Source organism: Ruegeria sp. AF3 (genome assembly GCF_056536285.1).
In genome coordinates this window covers 1,068,716-1,084,682 of record NZ_JBQFJM010000001.1, presented here as the reverse complement: position 1 = coordinate 1,084,682, position 15,967 = coordinate 1,068,716, and the positions used below count along the sequence as shown (strand labels likewise).

The window sequence follows — 15,967 nt, the reverse complement described above, 5'->3', positions numbered from 1 at the left end:
ATGAAAGGTGCCGCCTCAAAACGCTTGCCCGATCCCGATATAGAATTGCAGACCGTTGCCGCTGGAGCCGCTTACCGGGAAGGCCAGGTCAAACCGGAGGGGTCCGAAGCCGCCCAAATCATATCTTACGCCGATACCGGCACCTGCATGATCTTCCGCGCTACTTCCTATAAAGGAAGAGGTATCGACGACACCGTAGTCGTAAAACCCAACCAACGACAGAGAATCTGTCACCTTGCCCCGGATCTCGCCTGAAAGTCCAAGGAACGATTTGCCGCCTGCGACACCGGTCCCGACCGGGATGCCAAGGCTTTCATAGGGTTGCCCGCGCACGGTTCCCGCACCACCGGAAAAAAACAGAAAGTCGGGTGTAACGCCATCTGCTGGCGGGCCAATGACTGATCCAAGTTGCGCCCGCGCTGCCAGCACAACCCTGCCGCCAGTTCCAAGGCTGGTATAGATCCGGCCGTCGACAAACAGGCGAAGGCCCGTATCGGTGCCGGAAAAGCCAACGAAAGGCATGACTTCGGTATCCAGATAAAAGCCGCGCGTGGCGCTGACTTTGCTGTCGCGCTCATCCCATTCCGAGCGGAAGGGCAGGATAAAGTATCTGAACTTTCGGCCATTTCCATAGGCGTCGTCAGCATCTGACCACTGTAATCCAGCCGAGGCTTCGGCATAGAGCGTGTCCGAGAATGTGCGGCGCGCACCATATGCCACAGACGCAACCGATACATTGTAGTTTTCAGTGTTGCGGCGCTCCAGCAACACGTTCCAGAATGTATTGTCGTCCGGACCCAGACGATCGGGCTGATCCAGACGCAATCCGATCCGCCCATCAAGATCTTCGGAACCACCGATATTTCGTATCGCGGCCTCAAAACGCAGACGCTCCGCGCGTTTGAACATGTTTCGATGTGTCCAGGTCGCGGTCACGTCGAGACCGTCGCGCGAGGCCAGCTCGAGCCCAAAGGTCAGCTGACGCTTTGGTAGGTCTTCGAATGTGGCGTCGAAATCCAGTGTCCCGTCGGGGTTTGCTGTCTCATGTTCCTGCAATGAGACGACGTTGAACGTGCCGGTTCGGCGCAAACGCGTTCCAACCTTCTGGATTTTTTCTGGTGAGTAAACTTCCCCGCTTGGGAAACCGGCGATTTTTTCGATGGACCGGTGGCGCACATCCGTGTCGCCCTTAATGAACATTCTGCCAAACGTCAGCCTGCGCCCCGGGTCCAGATCAATCTGCGCATCCAGACGGGCCTGTGCGTGACGGGCGATAATGGTCTGATCCTCGATTTTTGCTTTTGCGTGGCCTGCATTCCGCCAACCCTGCACACCGTCCGAGCCTGCTTTTTGAATGACCCCTGTTGTTGCTAGTTTGCCGGGGGCGAAACCTTCGGGCAGCACGGTGCCAGACGCCAGGGGCTGAACAATGGCCGTGCCGAATTTGAAGCTTGGCCCGGTTTCAACGGTAATTGCGGCCCTGTTGATCTGGGCTGGCACAGTCAAAGAGCTCAACTCAGCGGCTTCCTGCCCGTCAAGCTTAATGCTGACAACCGGGCTGAAATACCCTTCGTCATACAAGATCTGCACAAGCGTGCGGTAATCCGACAAGGCGGCAGACAGGATCTCAAGTGGCGTATCCAGACCCCGTTCTTCCGCTGTTGTCACCGATGATGTCTTTTTCAGACGTTCAACAAGTTCCTTTGAAGCGCCCGGCGCCGTCAGAGAGGTTTCCAGCGCCATCAGAGCGGTCGGGGTCAGTGCCATGACAATGGCACTCAGCCAGCACTTCAAACGGCCTTGCGGCATGCGCCCTTGCATGAATAGCCCCAACTGTCCCAGTTCCAGATCTCAGCTACCGTGTGATGCACGGTCTTATAGTGTCAGGTTAGAACATCTGAATGCCGTTGGGAAAAGGGATAAACGCGGGATCAGGAAATTTTGGTCGAATTGTCCCGGCCTTTGCTGACACAATCGCTTTGCCGCACCTCGATTGGCAGACCGGAATTGCCGCAGTCCGGGCCAAAGCCAACCGTATACAACCAATGTCCTGGCCGGTCCTTGGCTTCCGCCCTGTGTAATTCACTAGGCAAACGGGCGGTTCTTCGGTATTCCCAATATATTGTCAACTGGTATCAAAAAAACCGAAAAAATGTCCTATCTCGACAACATCCGAACCTTTGTCAGGGTTTACGATCTGGGCAGCATGTCTGCGGCCGGGCGAGATCTGAGGATTTCGCCAGCGGTGACATCGGCGCGAATATCGCAGCTTGAGGACCATCTGGGTGTACGTCTGTTCCAGCGCACCACACGTAACCTGTCCCCGACAGAGCAGGGAAAAGCATTCTACCCCGGTGCGGTGGCGGTTCTGGATGCGGTGGACGAGGCCGAGGCTCAGGTCACGCATCTGACCGAGGCACCGCGCGGGTCGTTGTTCGTGGCGTCTCCACTGGGGGTGGGGCGGCGATTGCTGGCACCGCATGTGCCTGAATTTCTTGCAGAATACCCCGAGATTGATGTCCGCTTGCGCCTGACGGATCGCTCGGTTGACCTGACGACGGAAGGTCTTGATCTGGCGTTTTTCATTGGCCAGCCCGAGGACAGCACGTTGCGTATTCGCAAGATTGCCGACTGCCAGCGTGTATTGTGTACTGCGCCGGATTATGTGGCGCGGCGCGGTATGCCTAAAACCGGAGCTGACCTGATTGCCGACAAGCATGAATGCCTGAATCTGCGCTTTCCGGGTGCGACCGAGTTTCAGTGGATGCTGAAAACGCCCGACGGTCCGAAACGTTTTGCCGTGTCCGGGCGGTTCGAATGTGATGATGGGGATGTCCTGACGGATTGGGCGTTGTCCGGTCAAGGCATTGCAATGAAGCCGGTTTTCGAGGTGGCCGAGCATCTGAAATCCGGTCGCCTCGTACCGGTTGCGACGGAAACTCCGCCTGTTCCAGTTCAGATGGCCTGCCTATACACGCATCGACGCCATCAGGATCCAAAGGCACGCCTGTTCATGGATTTCATGATTGAACGGATCAGTAAGGTAGTCCGCGTTACAGAATACCCTATCGCGGGGCCTAAACCATAGGCACCGACCCGACGCTGTGCACGAAGGTAAGTCCGGTCACGGCGCGGCCATCAGGCGGGCCACGTCCAGCATGCGGGCCGAAAAGCCCCATTCGTTGTCGTACCAGCCGAAAACGCGCACCTGATTTTCACCGACCATGCGGGTTTCGGGCCCGGCGATGACCAGCGATTCCGGGCGCGCCCGCAAATCGGAGGACACCAGCGGCATATCCGTCCAACCCAAAACCGGGGACGCGTCAATGGCCTGACGCAAAGCATGATCGAAATCCTCGGCCCGCATACCGCGTTCCAGCGTGACCACGAGGTCGACCGCCGAAACGCTGGCTGTCGGGACGCGAACTGCGGCACCCGAGATGCGCCCGGCCAGATGTGGAAGGACCACGTCGATCAGGTGTGTGGCGCTGGACGTTGTCGGAACCATGGACAGCGCACCGGCCCGCGACCGGGCAAGGTCGCCGCGCGGGGCGTCAACCATGGGCTGGCTGTTTGTATAGCAATGGATGGTTGTCATATGGCCTGACAAAACACCACCAATGTGGTCCAGCACTTTAACCAGCGGTGCCAGCCCATTGGTTGTGCAGGAGGCGTTCGATACGATCCGGGCGCTGCCCAACTGATCTTCGTTCGCCCCCAGAACGACGGTTATGTCGGCCGCGGGCGAAGGGCCCGAGATCAGGACCTTGCTAGCGCCCGCAGATAACCCGCGACGCGCCACGTCGGATGTGCGCGCGACCCCGGTACAGTCCAGCATCACGTCAACGCCGGACAGGTCAACGCGTGTCAGATCGGCACTGTGGGTCATAGGAACAGAGCGCCCGTCCACGATCAGCGTTTCATCCCCCTGTGACACATCGCCGGGATAAGGGCCGAAGGTGCTGTCGTATTTGAACAGGTAAGCGCAGGTCTCCAGCGGCGCGATGTCATTGATCAACACCAGCTCGATATCCGACCCTTCGGGCAGGGCCAGAACCTGCCGCAGGATCGTGCGGCCAATGCGGCCGAATCCGTTTATCGCGAGTTTCATGCGAAAGCTATGGCAGGGCGTCGGGGCGACCTCAATGCCTGATCCGCAACAGCTTACTTGCAACTGACCTGAGAAAAGAACTGACCCGAGATATTCTGGTACATGCTGTTGAAGATCACCTTGCAGCCCGTCGCTTGTTGAATGGCAGCAATAGCTTGCGTCGTGCGAAGGCGTGGGGGCGGGCCGAACGGGTTCAGGTTGTTGTTGTCGCGTGTGGCGCGATAAATGATCGGTGCGTCAGCGACCTGTGTCACAGCCCAGTTACGGCTCATGACGAAGACGGATTTGGTCTCTTCCCCCGCAATGGCGGGTGCTGTGTGTAGGATTGCAGAGGTAGAGAGTACGGCAACGGCTATCAGGGCAAGGCGCAGTTTCATGGATAAATCTCCAATGCTCTAAACAAGAAATTACCTGGAGTTCAGCAAATTCCGACCCTTGTGTGAAGCCCTGGGATAAAAAATCACTGCGATTTCCAGCCAGACCAGCGTTTAGCGGTGCGACAGGGACAGGGGCATATGCCGGTTGACGTCCTTGTAAAGCAGATACCTGAATCGGCCCGGCCCCCCTGCGTAACAGGCTTGCGGGCAAAAGGCGCGCAGCCACATGTAATCTCCGGCCTCAACTTCGACCCAGTCCTGATTGAGGCGATAGACCGCTTTCCCTTCCAGAACATAAAGCCCGTGTTCCATCACATGAGTTTCGGCGAAGGGAATGACCCCGCCCGGTTCGAAATTGACAATGTTCACATGCATGTCATGGCGCAGGTCCTGTGGGTCTGCGAACCGCGTGGTGGACCATCGGCCTTCGGTGCCCGGCATTTCGACTGGCGTCACATCGCGTTCGTTGGTGATGATCGGGTCTGGCGCGGGCAACCCGGGAACAGCCTCATAGGCTTTGCGGACCCAGTGGAACCGCGCTGCCGTCTGACCAGTGTTCCGCAATGTCCAGTCGCTGCCGACGGGGATATAGGCATATCCGCCTGTCGCCAACACATGGTTTTCCGAGTTCAGTGTCAAAGTCACTGTTCCTTCGACGACAAAAAGCACCGCCTGAGCTTGCGCGTCTGTCTCTGGCTGATCGCTGCCGCCGCCGGGCTGCACTTCCATGATGTATTGCGAGAACGTTTCGGCAAATCCGCTGAGCGGGCGTGAAAGAACCCACAGGCGTGTTCCTTCCCAGAACGGCAGATAGCTGGTGACGATGTCGCGCATCGTACCTTTGGGAATGACCGCATACGCGTCGGTGAACATGGCGCGGTCGGTCAGCAACTGGTTCTGGCCGGGATGGCCGCCGGTCGGGGCGAAGTAGGTCGGATGGGTCATTTGTCTGCCTCGGGATCGTTTGAATGGCACTATGGGCACAAAGGCGCGGCGCTATTAGGTCCTGACGCGCGATAGGTTTGTTCGGGATATTTTGAAGGTCGGCACCCCGGGGCTTGGCCCTGCTGAAACAGAGGTATATCCTTGGTCACAAATGATTTCAGTTCTGTGAGGCCCCTATGAAAGCCCAGTTGTTACCCATCATTGCCGCGTGTGGCGCCCTTTTGATGACCGGTTCCGCCGACGCCAAGTCACTCTCCCGAATCATAGCTGAGATGGGGCTGTCCCCGGCAGACTTTGAAGTGGTTAGTGAAACCTCGAATGCGCTTTTGAACAATGGCACGCCCTCTGTAGGGCAGGAACGGTCCTGGCAAAACGACGAGACCGGCTCAAAAGGAACGATCAGGGTGCAAAACGTTCAGGGCAACTGCGTCGGCCTTCAGCATGTCATCCAGCCGGAAGGCAGCGATCAAAGCCGAGAAATCAGAACCCGCCGGTGTAATGACGGTAACGGAAACTGGATCCTGACACCCTGATCTCTGACTTGGCTATCAGTACCCGAGGTCCCGGCTGACTTCGTGCAGCAGGGGATCGCCGGATTTGAGCCTGTGGTAGTTCTCGGCCACATCCGACAGTGCATCGCCCAGATACCAGCCCGAGACGTGCGGTGTGATCGTCACAGCGGGGTGCCGCCACAAGGGGCTGTCCTTCGGCAGCGGTTCCTGTGATGTGACGTCCAACACCGCGTGGCCCGGAGAACCGTTATCCAGCGCCGCGATCAGTGCCGCCTCGTCAATCAGGTTTCCGCGTCCGGCGTTCAGCAACTGACTGCCCGGCTTCATCGCGGCCAGCGTCTGTGCGTCAAACAGACCCACGGTTTGCGGCGTCGAAGGCAGGATGGCACAGACGTGATCACATTGCCCCAATAGCCGTGGCAGCGCGTCTTGCCCATGCTGGCAGGTGACACCATCGATGGACTTTGGTGAGCGGCTCCAGCCCATGACCTGAAACCCGACGGCACGTAACATGCGGGCAGTGCGGGCCCCGATATGGCCCAGACCCAGAACGCCCACAACCGTATCAGGTGTGAAAACGGGCGCGCGCGGCAACCACTCGGCGCGCCTCTGGGATGCCTCGTGAAAGACCATGTGGCGCTGAGCGCGCAGAATATAGGCGAGAAACCATTCGGCAATGCCCTGCGCAGGCGCGTCTGGCTTCAATCGCGCCACACGGATATGCGGAGGCAGGTCCGGATGGCCAACTATGGTCTCAACCCCGGCCCCCAGCTTCTGAACCAGTTTCAGGTTGGGCAACTTCGCCGGGTGATTGCTTTGCATGCTGACCACTGCAAGCATCGTAATGTCGTTGGGGTCGCCCAGCGTTCCGGGTGTGCGGATGTCTGCACCGGGCGCCAAGGCCTGCAATGTGGCGGCGATTTCCTCATCCCCAATCCAGTCCGACAACCCGGTTTCAATCAACAACGCCATATGCGAACCCCACTTGGATTTGATGTGGTGACGTCCCGTCACAGCGGTGGACAGGATCAAGTCAGTTAAGCCATCCTCGTGCCTAAAAGTACAGCCCGGTTTCAAGATCTGAAAAAGGACAGTTTCGTGAAGAAATAACTCAACCTGCGCAGGGAAAACCACGTTTCTTTGCAACCGGTTACCGGGGTGAACGAACTGAAGTAAACAACGCAGAAAAGACCAGAGAGGACGAATGGCAGGGCTCGACTTCACGGATCAGACCTATTTTCATCAGCGCGAGGATGGGGCGTTTGTAGGACATGATCCTGCACGCGGTCCGTGGTCTGCCGATCATTGCCACGCAGGGCCGGTCAGCGGGTTGATAGTGCGGGCAGCGGAAACTGAGGTTGGCCCCGAAAAGATGCTGACCCGCCTGACAGTTGACCTGTTGCGCCCTCTGCCCTTGGCCGGGTTGCGGGTTGCCGCAGAAACCACGCGCCAAACAAAGACGCTGGCGACCACACGTGTTACGGTGCACGATCTGGATGACACACTCTGCGCCACGGCCACCACCATGCATCTGGTGCGGCGCGATCTAGGCGTGGTGGCAAACGTCGAAACCAGCGCGCCACAGTTGGAAGACGCGGTAGAAGGTCCTTTTCCAATCGGCGAGATTCGTCACGATTTGAAGGGGTTTGCCCACTACAGTGACATCCTTTATCCCAAAGACGGCAAACAGGGGGCCGGACCCAAAACGGTCTGGATGCGCACCCCAAAGCTGTTGAGCGGCGAAGATCAGTCGCCCATTCAGGCACTGTGCCCGTTGGCGGATTGCGGCAATGGTATCTCGTGGAATGCTCCGACGTCGGAGATGGGGTTCATGAACACCGATTTGACCGTGAATATCCACCGCGAACCGGTGTCAGATTGGCTGGCGTCCAGTTCGGTTTCACATTGGCAACCTACGGGCATCGGCATGTCTCAGTCGGTGCTTTTTGATACGCAGGGTCCTGTAGGGACGGCCCTGCAAACACTGGTTCTGTTCCCGCCAGTCTGAAAGTCGGCCAGTTTCCGCAGGCGTGTGTAAAGGCCGTTGTCGCCGTGTCCCGTCAGACCTATCTTGCGCATATGCGCTGGCTCTTCACCGTCATGACCTGTTGCCTGCCGATCCCGGCACTATCCCACCCGCATGTCTTTATCGACACCGGGCTGGAGTTCGTCGTGGATGAGGCCGGTCACCTGACCCATATCCGGGTGACGTGGGCATATGACGAATTTTACTCTCTGCTTGTTCTGGAAGACATGAATCTGGATCAGGATGCTGACGGTATTCTGACGGAAAGCGAAGAAAAACGTCTGAGCGGGTTCGATATGCAATGGGTCGAGGGGTACAACGGCGACCTCGTGCTCACCAAAGACGGAGCGCTGGTTGCTCTGTCCGGTCCATTAGAGCCCAGTGCGACAACGGAAGATGGGCGGGTCGTGACCACCCACATGCGCGCGGTTGAAGGCGACGCGATACTTGCCACAGGGCTTTCCGCCAAGGCATTTGATGAGTCCTTCTATACGGCCTACGAGATTACGCGCCCTGTAACCGTGACGGGCCCGGCTTTATGCCGGGTGGATCGTAACGATCCCGACATAGACGGGCAGCTTGCACAGATGCAGGCGTTTCTGTTGACACTGGACGCGGATTACGACCTGGAAGAAAACGATATTCCATTGGTTGGTGAGAACTTTGCGACTGAGATCCTCGTTTCATGTCCCGTTTCCTGATTGTTCCGGTCGCTCTGGCCTTCGGTTTGCTTCTTTGGTTCTGGGGCAGTGGTGGGTTTGACAGCCTGGCAAGTTGGGCAGCCGGAGAGCAGCGGGACTTTCAGAACCAGATCGCGCGGTCCTTGCGTGCCGCGCGTGCGGAACAGCCTCAGGCGGTGGCCACGCTTCTGACCGTCTGTTTCGCCTACGGGTTCTTTCATGCCGTGGGTCCGGGCCACGGGAAGGTTTTGATCGGGGGCTACGGTTTGGGTCGGCGTGTTGCCTTCTGGCGGTTGTCGGCGATTAGCGTATTGTCCAGTTTTGGACAGGCGGTGATGGCGGTTGTGCTGGTCTACGCGGGGGTGCTGGTCTTTCAGATGTCCCGCGAAAGCCTTGTTGGGACGACCGAACAGGTGATGGCTCCGATCAGCTACGGAGCCATTGCGTTGATTGGGCTTTGGTTGATTGTACGGGCTGTGCGCAATTTCGCACGACAACGAAAAAAGCATGTCCCTTACGATCACGCCCATCAGCACCATCATGATGGCAGCGCCTGCGCGGAGTGCGGTCATCGTCATGGTCCTACCGCGGACGAGGTTGCGAATGTGGGCACATTGCGCGAAGCCTTGATCCTGATCGCAGGCATAGCTGCACGTCCTTGTACCGGTGCCTTGTTTGTGCTGATCCTGACGTGGCAAATGGGCATCGCCATGGTGGGGATCGCGGGTGCTTTTGCCATGGCGCTTGGTACGGCGACTGTGACTACGCTGGTCGGGTGGACGTCTTTTGGTCTGCGCGGCGGGCTGCTGGCTTCGGCTTCGGCCACGCGCTTTGCGTCGATTTTGGCACCCAGCATCGAACTGGTGGCAGGACTTACAATTGCGGTGATTGCAGGCGGGTTGCTTCTGCGCGCGGTTTAGATCAGTCGAACACCGGTTCCGGGTATCCGACCCGCGCCAGATACAGTCCGTGCGGCGGACATACCGGCCCGCAGGCAGCGCGGTCGGCGGCTTCCAAAGCCTCACGCACATCTTCCGGGGTCCATGCTCCGGCCCCGACGCGTTCCAGAGTGCCAACGAAGCTGCGCACCTGATTGTGCAGGAACGACCGGGCGCGCACGTGGAAATGAACCTCGGGGGCGGAAAAGCCCTCGACCCATTCAACGCGCAGTTCATCCAGGGTTTTGACCGGGCTGGCCGCCTGACAGATCGACGACCTGAACGTGGTGAAATCATGCCGGCCCAGCAGCATGTTTGCCCCTTCCTGCATGGCGTCGACATCCAGCTGGTGGCTAATCTGCCAGACCTGTCCCCGGTCGTGGGTTGCGGGCGCTCGGCGCATCAGGATGCGGAACAGATATTGCCGTTCAACCGCTGAAAACCGCGCGTGCCAATCCTCGGTCACGGGGGCGGCCTTTACGATGGCCACTGGGAGAGGCTTGAGGTGATAGTTCAGCGCCTCAGACAGGCGGAACGGGTCCCATTCCTTTGTCATGTCGCAGTGGGCAACCTGCCCCAGAGCGTGAACGCCGGCGTCCGTGCGCCCCGCTGCGGCAATTGTGTGATCGCCCGGCTGAATACGGGAAAGCGCCTGTTCGATGGCACCTTGCACGGATGGTTGATCCTTTTGCCGCTGCCATCCGGCAAACGGCTCCCCCTGGTATTCAACTTTCAACGCATATCTGGGCATGTGCCGCTGGTACAGCGCAGCGCAGGATCGGGCAAGGGGGCGAAAGCGCTGGTATGTGCCGCGACCGCTACCTATCTTGGGTAAAAGGAAAATTGCGGGGCGGCGGATTGGTCATCTCTTCACTGGCAGACAGTCTTGCGCGTGGCGTCGAAAGTATCGGCGACAGCGTGTCCGAGACATTTTTCGAGCCGGTCATCCGTTTGGGTGTCACCGGGCTGGCACGATCCGGCAAAACAGTATTCATCACTTCGTTGGTTGCCAATCTGTTGGATCGGGGCCGTATGACCGGGCTTGTTGCGCAGCAGGAGGGGCGGATCAATGCCGCCTTTCTGCAACCCCAACCGGATGACACTGTGCCCCGGTTCGATTATGAATCGCACCTGTCTGCCCTGACGGGACCGATACCGCACTGGCCAGACAGCACGCGTGCGGTGTCTGAATTGCGTTTGTCCTTCAAGGCCCGTCCCGCCGGGCTGCTTGCCGGGTTGCAAGGGCCGCGCACGGTCCATTTGGATATCGTCGATTACCCCGGCGAATGGCTGCTGGATCTGGCCTTGCTGGACAAATCTTACGCAGACTGGTCTCAGGAAACTCTGGCACGGATCGAGACCCGTGCGGAGGCTGCCGCGTATCTGGCGCTGGTCCAAAATACAGACCCGTCGGTAGGGCACGACGAACCTGCCGCACAAGCTCTGGCCGCGTCGTTCACCGCCTATCTCAACGCAGCGCGCGATGCCGGGTTTTACGACTGTACGCCGGGACGTTTCCTTCTGCCGGGCGATCTGGCGGGATCTCCGGTACTGACCTTTGCACCGTTGGCAATCGCTGGCCCGTCGCGGCGCAGGACCCTTCAGCGCGAGATGGAACGGCGGTTTGAAGCTTATAAATCTCAGGTCGTGAAACCGTTTTTTCGGGATCACTTCTCGCGGATTGATCGGCAGGTGGTTCTGGTTGACGCGCTGAGCGCAATTCACAAGGGTCCTCAGGCCGTTGAAGATATGCGCCGCGCGATGGCCGATATCCTGTCGGCTTTTCGTCCGGGCCGGAACGCATGGCTGAGCCAGCTTTTGCTGGGCAAAAAGGTCGAACGCATCCTGTTTGCAGCGACAAAAGCGGACCACCTGCACCACACGCAACATCCCCGCCTGACCGCGATTATCGAGGCTTTGACGCGCGAGGCGCGCGATCGTGCGAATTTCGCCGGGGCCCGGACCGCGGCCCTGTCTCTAGCATCGCTGCGTGCAACGACCGAAGAGATACGCAGCCACGACGGAACCGATCTGCCATGCGTGCGTGGTACTTTGTTGGACAGCGGCAAACAGGCCGCTTTCTGTCCCGGAGACTTGCCCGAGGATCCGGCGCATCTGTTGGGTCCGGCGCGAAATGGAGCGGAGAGTTGGTTGAACGAAGACTATGGGTTCATGGCCTTTGCCCCGGCAAAACTAACCCTGAAACCCGGTGACGGCCCTCCGCATATCCGACTGGATCGTGCGGCGCAGTTTCTGATCGGAGACAGATTGTGATCGCGACACTGCGCCCCGCACGCACCACAGATGCCGGTACAATCGGTACGATCCTGCACGGCTTCGCCTTGGAAAACGACTGGATGCCCAAACTGCACAGCTGTGCTGAAACCATCGCCTTTTGCGGCCGGATGATTGATCAGGATTGGGTCACTGTGGCCGAGGCAGAGACAGGTGTGGTCGGGTTTCTGGCGCTGAATGGTGGTGAAATCCATTCACTTTATCTGGATGCGCAAGCTCGGGGGCAGGGGATTGGTCAGCAATTGCTGGGTCACGCGAAATCAAGCCAGCGGCGGCTGGGCTTATACGCGTTTCAGGATAATTCCCGTGCCTGTCGGTTCTATGAGCGAAACGGCTTTGCCGAGGTTGCGCGCAGCGATGGGGCAGAAAACGATGAAAACCTGCCGGACATAAGGTTTGTCTGGCACAGCAGGGATGCGACAAATGGCTAAAGGTCCGGTTCTGATCGATCTTGACGATGATGAACCCGCTGCTGATGTCGCGCAGGCAAAACCGGTGCCGGATACTGTGCCGCCTCAGGGGCAGGCGATGCAAAGCGCGGCCCGACTGGCGGCCCGCAAACCCTCGGCCCTTGCGCGCTGGTTCTGGGGGCTTGCGCTTTCGGTGGTCGGGGCGGCCATATCGGTGGCTGCCTGGGATTTTGCAACCTCTCTGGTGGAGCGGACGCCCGTATTGGGTTGGATCGTTGCCGGACTGTTGGCTGCATTGGTTCTGGTGGCGGTGATCATCGCGCTGCGCGAGCTCGCGGCTTTGGGGCGGTTGTCCCGTGTTGATGGGATGCGCCGTGCAGCGGATATTGCATTGGCTGATGAAGACCTGGCTCAGGCGCGTGCCGTCACACATCGCATCATAGCATTCTACAAAGGGCGCGAGGATACCCGCTGGGGTCGTGAGCGATTGTCCGAGCGTATGGGAGAACAGTTCGATGCCGAGGCGCTTATAGTCCTTGCCGAGGATGAGCTGTTGGCCCCGCTCGACGCCGCCGCCAGCCGTGAGGTTGAGGCCGCGGCACGGCAGGTTGCCACCGTGACCGCTCTGGTCCCTCTGGCACTGGCGGATGTTGTAACGGCACTGGCTGCGTCCCTGCGGATGATCCGTCGCATTGCGGAAATCTACGGGGGGCGGGCTGGCACGTTGGGAAGCTGGCGTCTGACGCGTGCCGTCTTTGTGCATCTGGTCGCAACTGGGGCGGTGGCCGTTGGTGACGATCTGCTGGAACCTGTTCTTGGCGGATCCGTTCTCAGCAAATTGTCCCGACGGTTCGGAGAAGGTCTGGTCAACGGTGCGCTCAGCGCCCGAGTGGGCGTGGCCGCGATGGAAGTCTGCCGCCCGTTACCATTCTCAAAACGCCACAAACCCTCCACGCGGGGCATCATCAAGCGAGCCTTGCAGGGTCTATTCTCCAAGGGTTGATCCAGAGCAAAGCGTCAGAACACTCCCTTCGGCACTCTGCCTGTGAAAAAGGAGCTAGCCATGACGGATCACGGTCACAGTCCGCAGGAAATCGCCGACCGGATCAATGCTCCGCCCGGGCGTGGCGTGTTGCGCGACGTTGTGTATGGCGGCATTGACGGTTCCGTCACAACGTTTGCCATTGTCGCCGGTGTCGCGGGGGCGGGTCTTTCCCCGTTTGTCATCGTGGCGCTTGGTCTGGCAAACGTTCTGGCAGACGGGTTTTCCATGGCCGCAGGTAACTATTCGGGCACGAAGGCCGAACTGGACAACATACGGCGCATTCGGGCGATCGAGGAACGCCACATCGCACTCTACCCCGACGGCGAGCGCGAGGAGGTCCGTGAAATTCTGTCACAAAAAGGGTTGTCAGGGGAAATTCTGAACGAAGCCACCGCCGCGATCACGTCGAGCCACGAACATTGGGTCAACCTGATGATCGAGGGTGAATATGGGCTGGGCAGTGTAGACCCGCATCCGATGAAAGCCGCGTTGGCCACGTTTTTCGCGTTCCTTGTGGCCGGGATGATCCCGCTGCTGCCGTTTTTAGCGTCGGTGGAGAACGCTTTTGAGATGTCGATCTGGATGACGTTGGGGGTTTTCTTTGCGATTGGAGCATTCAAAAGCCGGTGGTCGTTGGCGCCTTGGTGGCGATCAGGTATCGAAACGCTGTTGATCGGTGGTTCGGCGGCACTGATCGCGTATCTCGTCGGGTCTCTGTTCCATCCATAAATGTCGCAGCTCGGTAGTCGCGACTGGTCAAAGCTTCCCGGATAGGTAGAGTGGCGCAAAACGGGTGCAAAGGCTAATGGCAGATCACGAGCTTTCTGGAAAGAACGTTTTGGTTCTGGGTGCTTATGGCTTCATCGGCGCCGCCGTCACGCGGGCAGTGTCAGCCGCAGGTGCCACGGTTCAGGGCATGGGGCGCAATCCTGAGCAAGGGGCAAAGGTCCTGCCGGGGGTGTCGCTGAAACAGGACGATTTGCGAGATCTGTTGCACAAGGAAGACTGGCAGGACCTGCTGGCCAACGTCGATGTCGTGGTGAATTGCGCGGGGGTTTTGCAGGATAACGCGCAGGACAACCTTGAAGCGGTGCACCATTCAGCAATCACAGCCCTTGCAGAGGCCTGCGCTAAAGGTGGCATCAGCGTTGTTCAGATCTCGGCAATCGGGGCAGAGCCGGACGCGAGCACGCATTTCCTGCGCAGCAAGGCACGCGGAGATGCCGCTTTACGTTCATCGGGCGTAACACTTTGGATCCTGAAACCGGGGCTAGTTATCGGGCAAACGGATTATGGGGGAACGGCGTTGCTGCGAATGCTGGCTGCCGTGCCTTTTGTTCAACCGCTGGCTTACCCCGATACACCCGTTCAATGCATCGGGATGCCCGACCTGTGTGACGTCGTGACTGCCGCCGTTGCCGGTCGCCTACCGCAGGGTAATTACGATCTGGTCGAGGATATCCCGCATAGTTTGTCGGACGTGGTGCGCTGCACGCGGCAGTGGCTCGGGTTTCCTGCCGCGCGCTTTCATTTGGTCCTGCCGCCTGTCCTGACAAAAGCCGTTGCGTCCATGGCGGACTGTCTGGCCCGGTTGGGTTGGCGGTCTCCGCTGCGCAGCACGGCGATGACGGTCATGGCGGATGGCGTGGTTGGCGACCCCGGCCACTATCGTGCAGCGGCCGGGCGCGGGATTGCCGCCTTGCCTGATGTCTACGCCAAGCTGCCTTGCGCGCGCGAGCATCGGTTGACCGCTCGGATGACGCTGTTGATGCCGCTGATCGTTGCAACACTCAGCCTGTTCTGGTTGCTGTCGGGCCTGTTTGGTTTGGCGGGTTTATCCACGGCTTCTGGCATGCTGGTCGAAGCAGGGTGGTCATCCGCCATGGCGGTGACCAGCGTTGTGTTCTGGTCCCTGATCGACATAGCGCTGGGTCTGGCCATCCTGTGGCGCCGATGGGCGGCGCGGGCCTGCGTGGCGCAGTTAACCGTGGCCGTGTTCTACCTGATCGCCGCTTCGATCACGATGCCGGACTTGTGGTTGGACCCGCTGGGGCCGCTGGTGAAAATCCTGCCCGCGATGATCCTGTCGCTTGTGGCGCTGCCCTTGTTTGAGAGCCGATGATGGACCCTGAACTGATTTTGCGATGGCTGCACGTCATCGGTGCATGTGTGCTGCTGGGAACTGGGGCAGGGATCGCCTTTTTCATGCTGATCGCGCACCGGACAAACGACCCGCGCGTCATCGCCCATACGGCGGGTACGGTGGTTCTGGGTGACCTTTTGTTCACCACGACCGCTGTCATCCTGCAACCGGTGACCGGAGCGCTGCTTGCCTGGCAGATCGGGTGGTCTTTGGGTGAAGGATGGATTGTGTTGTCTCTGGTACTTTATGTTTTGACGGGCCTGTTCTGGTTGCCGGTGGTTTGGGTTCAAATCCGGTTGCGCGACCACGCGCGAACGGCGGCAGAGCGGGGAATGCAACTGCCACCGGAGTATTACCGCTTATTTCGGTTCTGGTTTGCTTGCGGGGTTCCGGCATTTCTGGCGGTTTTGACCATCCTTTGGCTGATGATCGCCCGCCCGGCGATTTCTGTGCTTTAGACTTTCTCACGGCTTTCCTGACTGTTG

At 59.1% G+C, this 15,967-nt stretch carries 17 protein-coding genes; 11 read left to right on the top strand and 6 right to left on the bottom strand.

The genetic code is table 11. The annotated features are described in order from the left end of the window. Window positions 1-15 precede the first annotated feature (15 nt). The gene (locus ACR3FC_RS05420) at window positions 16-1,821 is read right to left on the bottom strand and encodes an autotransporter assembly complex protein TamA (protein ID WP_480473766.1); all 1,806 of its coding nucleotides are present in this window, start codon (window positions 1,819-1,821) and stop codon (window positions 16-18) included. Between the two features lie 331 nt (window positions 1,822-2,152). On the opposite strand from ACR3FC_RS05420, the gene ACR3FC_RS05415 reads away from it, so the two are divergent. Then, on the top strand, window positions 2,153-3,088 hold the full coding sequence (locus ACR3FC_RS05415) for a LysR family transcriptional regulator (RefSeq protein WP_480473765.1): 936 nt from the start codon (window positions 2,153-2,155) through the stop codon (window positions 3,086-3,088). A 36-nt stretch (window positions 3,089-3,124) separates the two neighbouring features. Here the strand turns inward: ACR3FC_RS05415 and ACR3FC_RS05410 are convergent, their stop codons facing one another. The 3 genes from ACR3FC_RS05410 to ACR3FC_RS05400 all read right to left on the bottom strand — a co-directional run bounded on the left by ACR3FC_RS05410 (window position 3,125) and on the right by ACR3FC_RS05400 (window position 5,433). Then, window positions 3,125-4,111, bottom strand: a complete 987-nt coding sequence (locus ACR3FC_RS05410) for a type I glyceraldehyde-3-phosphate dehydrogenase (protein ID WP_480473764.1) — start codon at window positions 4,109-4,111, stop codon at window positions 3,125-3,127. Between the two features lie 53 nt (window positions 4,112-4,164). After that, a complete protein-coding gene (locus tag ACR3FC_RS05405) occupies window positions 4,165-4,488 on the bottom strand; it encodes a hypothetical protein (RefSeq protein WP_480473763.1) in 324 nt (107 codons plus the stop codon). Window positions 4,489-4,599: 111 nt separating this feature from the next. Continuing rightward, the gene (locus tag ACR3FC_RS05400) at window positions 4,600-5,433 is read right to left on the bottom strand and encodes a bifunctional allantoicase/(S)-ureidoglycine aminohydrolase (RefSeq protein WP_480473762.1); all 834 of its coding nucleotides are present in this window, start codon (window positions 5,431-5,433) and stop codon (window positions 4,600-4,602) included. 224 nt (window positions 5,434-5,657) lie between these two features. Between ACR3FC_RS05400 and ACR3FC_RS05395 the strand changes: the two genes are divergently transcribed. After that, the gene (locus ACR3FC_RS05395; RefSeq protein WP_480473761.1) at window positions 5,658-5,966 is read left to right on the top strand and encodes a hypothetical protein; all 309 of its coding nucleotides are present in this window, start codon (window positions 5,658-5,660) and stop codon (window positions 5,964-5,966) included. Window positions 5,967-5,981: 15 nt separating this feature from the next. Here ACR3FC_RS05395 and ACR3FC_RS05390 read toward each other — a convergent pair whose 3' ends face one another. Continuing rightward, entirely contained in the window at window positions 5,982-6,917 is a 936-nt protein-coding gene (locus tag ACR3FC_RS05390; protein WP_480473760.1) for a 2-hydroxyacid dehydrogenase, read from the bottom strand. A 232-nt stretch (window positions 6,918-7,149) separates the two neighbouring features. Between ACR3FC_RS05390 and ACR3FC_RS05385 the strand changes: the two genes are divergently transcribed. Genes ACR3FC_RS05385 through ACR3FC_RS05375 form a run of 3 tightly spaced genes read left to right on the top strand, consistent with a single transcriptional unit; the run spans window position 7,150 to window position 9,571 of the window. Next, complete coding sequence (locus ACR3FC_RS05385) at window positions 7,150-7,953, top strand: thioesterase family protein (RefSeq protein WP_480473759.1); 804 nt, start codon at window positions 7,150-7,152, stop codon at window positions 7,951-7,953. Between the two features lie 44 nt (window positions 7,954-7,997). Further along, a complete protein-coding gene (locus ACR3FC_RS05380; RefSeq protein WP_480473758.1) occupies window positions 7,998-8,672 on the top strand; it encodes a DUF1007 family protein in 675 nt (224 codons plus the stop codon). Next, window positions 8,657-9,571 (top strand): nickel/cobalt transporter, encoded by a 915-nt coding sequence (locus ACR3FC_RS05375; protein WP_480473757.1) that lies wholly within the window; start codon window positions 8,657-8,659, stop codon window positions 9,569-9,571. The genes ACR3FC_RS05380 and ACR3FC_RS05375 overlap by 16 nt, the downstream gene beginning before the upstream one ends. Window position 9,572: 1 nt before the next feature. Here the strand turns inward: ACR3FC_RS05375 and truA are convergent, their stop codons facing one another. After that, window positions 9,573-10,340, bottom strand: a complete 768-nt coding sequence (gene truA, locus ACR3FC_RS05370; RefSeq protein WP_480473756.1) for a tRNA pseudouridine(38-40) synthase TruA — start codon at window positions 10,338-10,340, stop codon at window positions 9,573-9,575. 107 nt (window positions 10,341-10,447) lie between these two features. On the opposite strand from truA, the gene ACR3FC_RS05365 reads away from it, so the two are divergent. The 6 genes from ACR3FC_RS05365 to ACR3FC_RS05340 all read left to right on the top strand — a co-directional run bounded on the left by ACR3FC_RS05365 (window position 10,448) and on the right by ACR3FC_RS05340 (window position 15,940). Next, on the top strand, window positions 10,448-11,863 hold the full coding sequence (locus tag ACR3FC_RS05365) for a YcjX family GTP-binding protein (protein ID WP_480473755.1): 1,416 nt from the start codon (window positions 10,448-10,450) through the stop codon (window positions 11,861-11,863). Continuing rightward, window positions 11,860-12,315, top strand: coding sequence for an N-acetyltransferase family protein (locus ACR3FC_RS05360; protein ID WP_480473754.1), 456 nt, complete (start codon window positions 11,860-11,862; stop codon window positions 12,313-12,315). Before ACR3FC_RS05365 ends, ACR3FC_RS05360 begins: the two co-directional genes overlap by 4 nt. After that, on the top strand, window positions 12,308-13,297 hold the full coding sequence (locus ACR3FC_RS05355) for a YcjF family protein (protein WP_480473753.1): 990 nt from the start codon (window positions 12,308-12,310) through the stop codon (window positions 13,295-13,297). The genes ACR3FC_RS05360 and ACR3FC_RS05355 overlap by 8 nt, the downstream gene beginning before the upstream one ends. 60 nt (window positions 13,298-13,357) lie before the next feature. After that, complete coding sequence (locus ACR3FC_RS05350) at window positions 13,358-14,068, top strand: VIT1/CCC1 transporter family protein (protein WP_480473752.1); 711 nt, start codon at window positions 13,358-13,360, stop codon at window positions 14,066-14,068. 76 nt (window positions 14,069-14,144) lie between these two features. Continuing rightward, the gene (locus ACR3FC_RS05345; RefSeq protein ID WP_480473751.1) at window positions 14,145-15,461 is read left to right on the top strand and encodes an SDR family oxidoreductase; all 1,317 of its coding nucleotides are present in this window, start codon (window positions 14,145-14,147) and stop codon (window positions 15,459-15,461) included. Next, window positions 15,461-15,940, top strand: a complete 480-nt coding sequence (locus ACR3FC_RS05340; protein ID WP_480476811.1) for a DUF2269 family protein — start codon at window positions 15,461-15,463, stop codon at window positions 15,938-15,940. The genes ACR3FC_RS05345 and ACR3FC_RS05340 overlap by 1 nt, the downstream gene beginning before the upstream one ends. Window positions 15,941-15,967 lie beyond the last annotated feature (27 nt).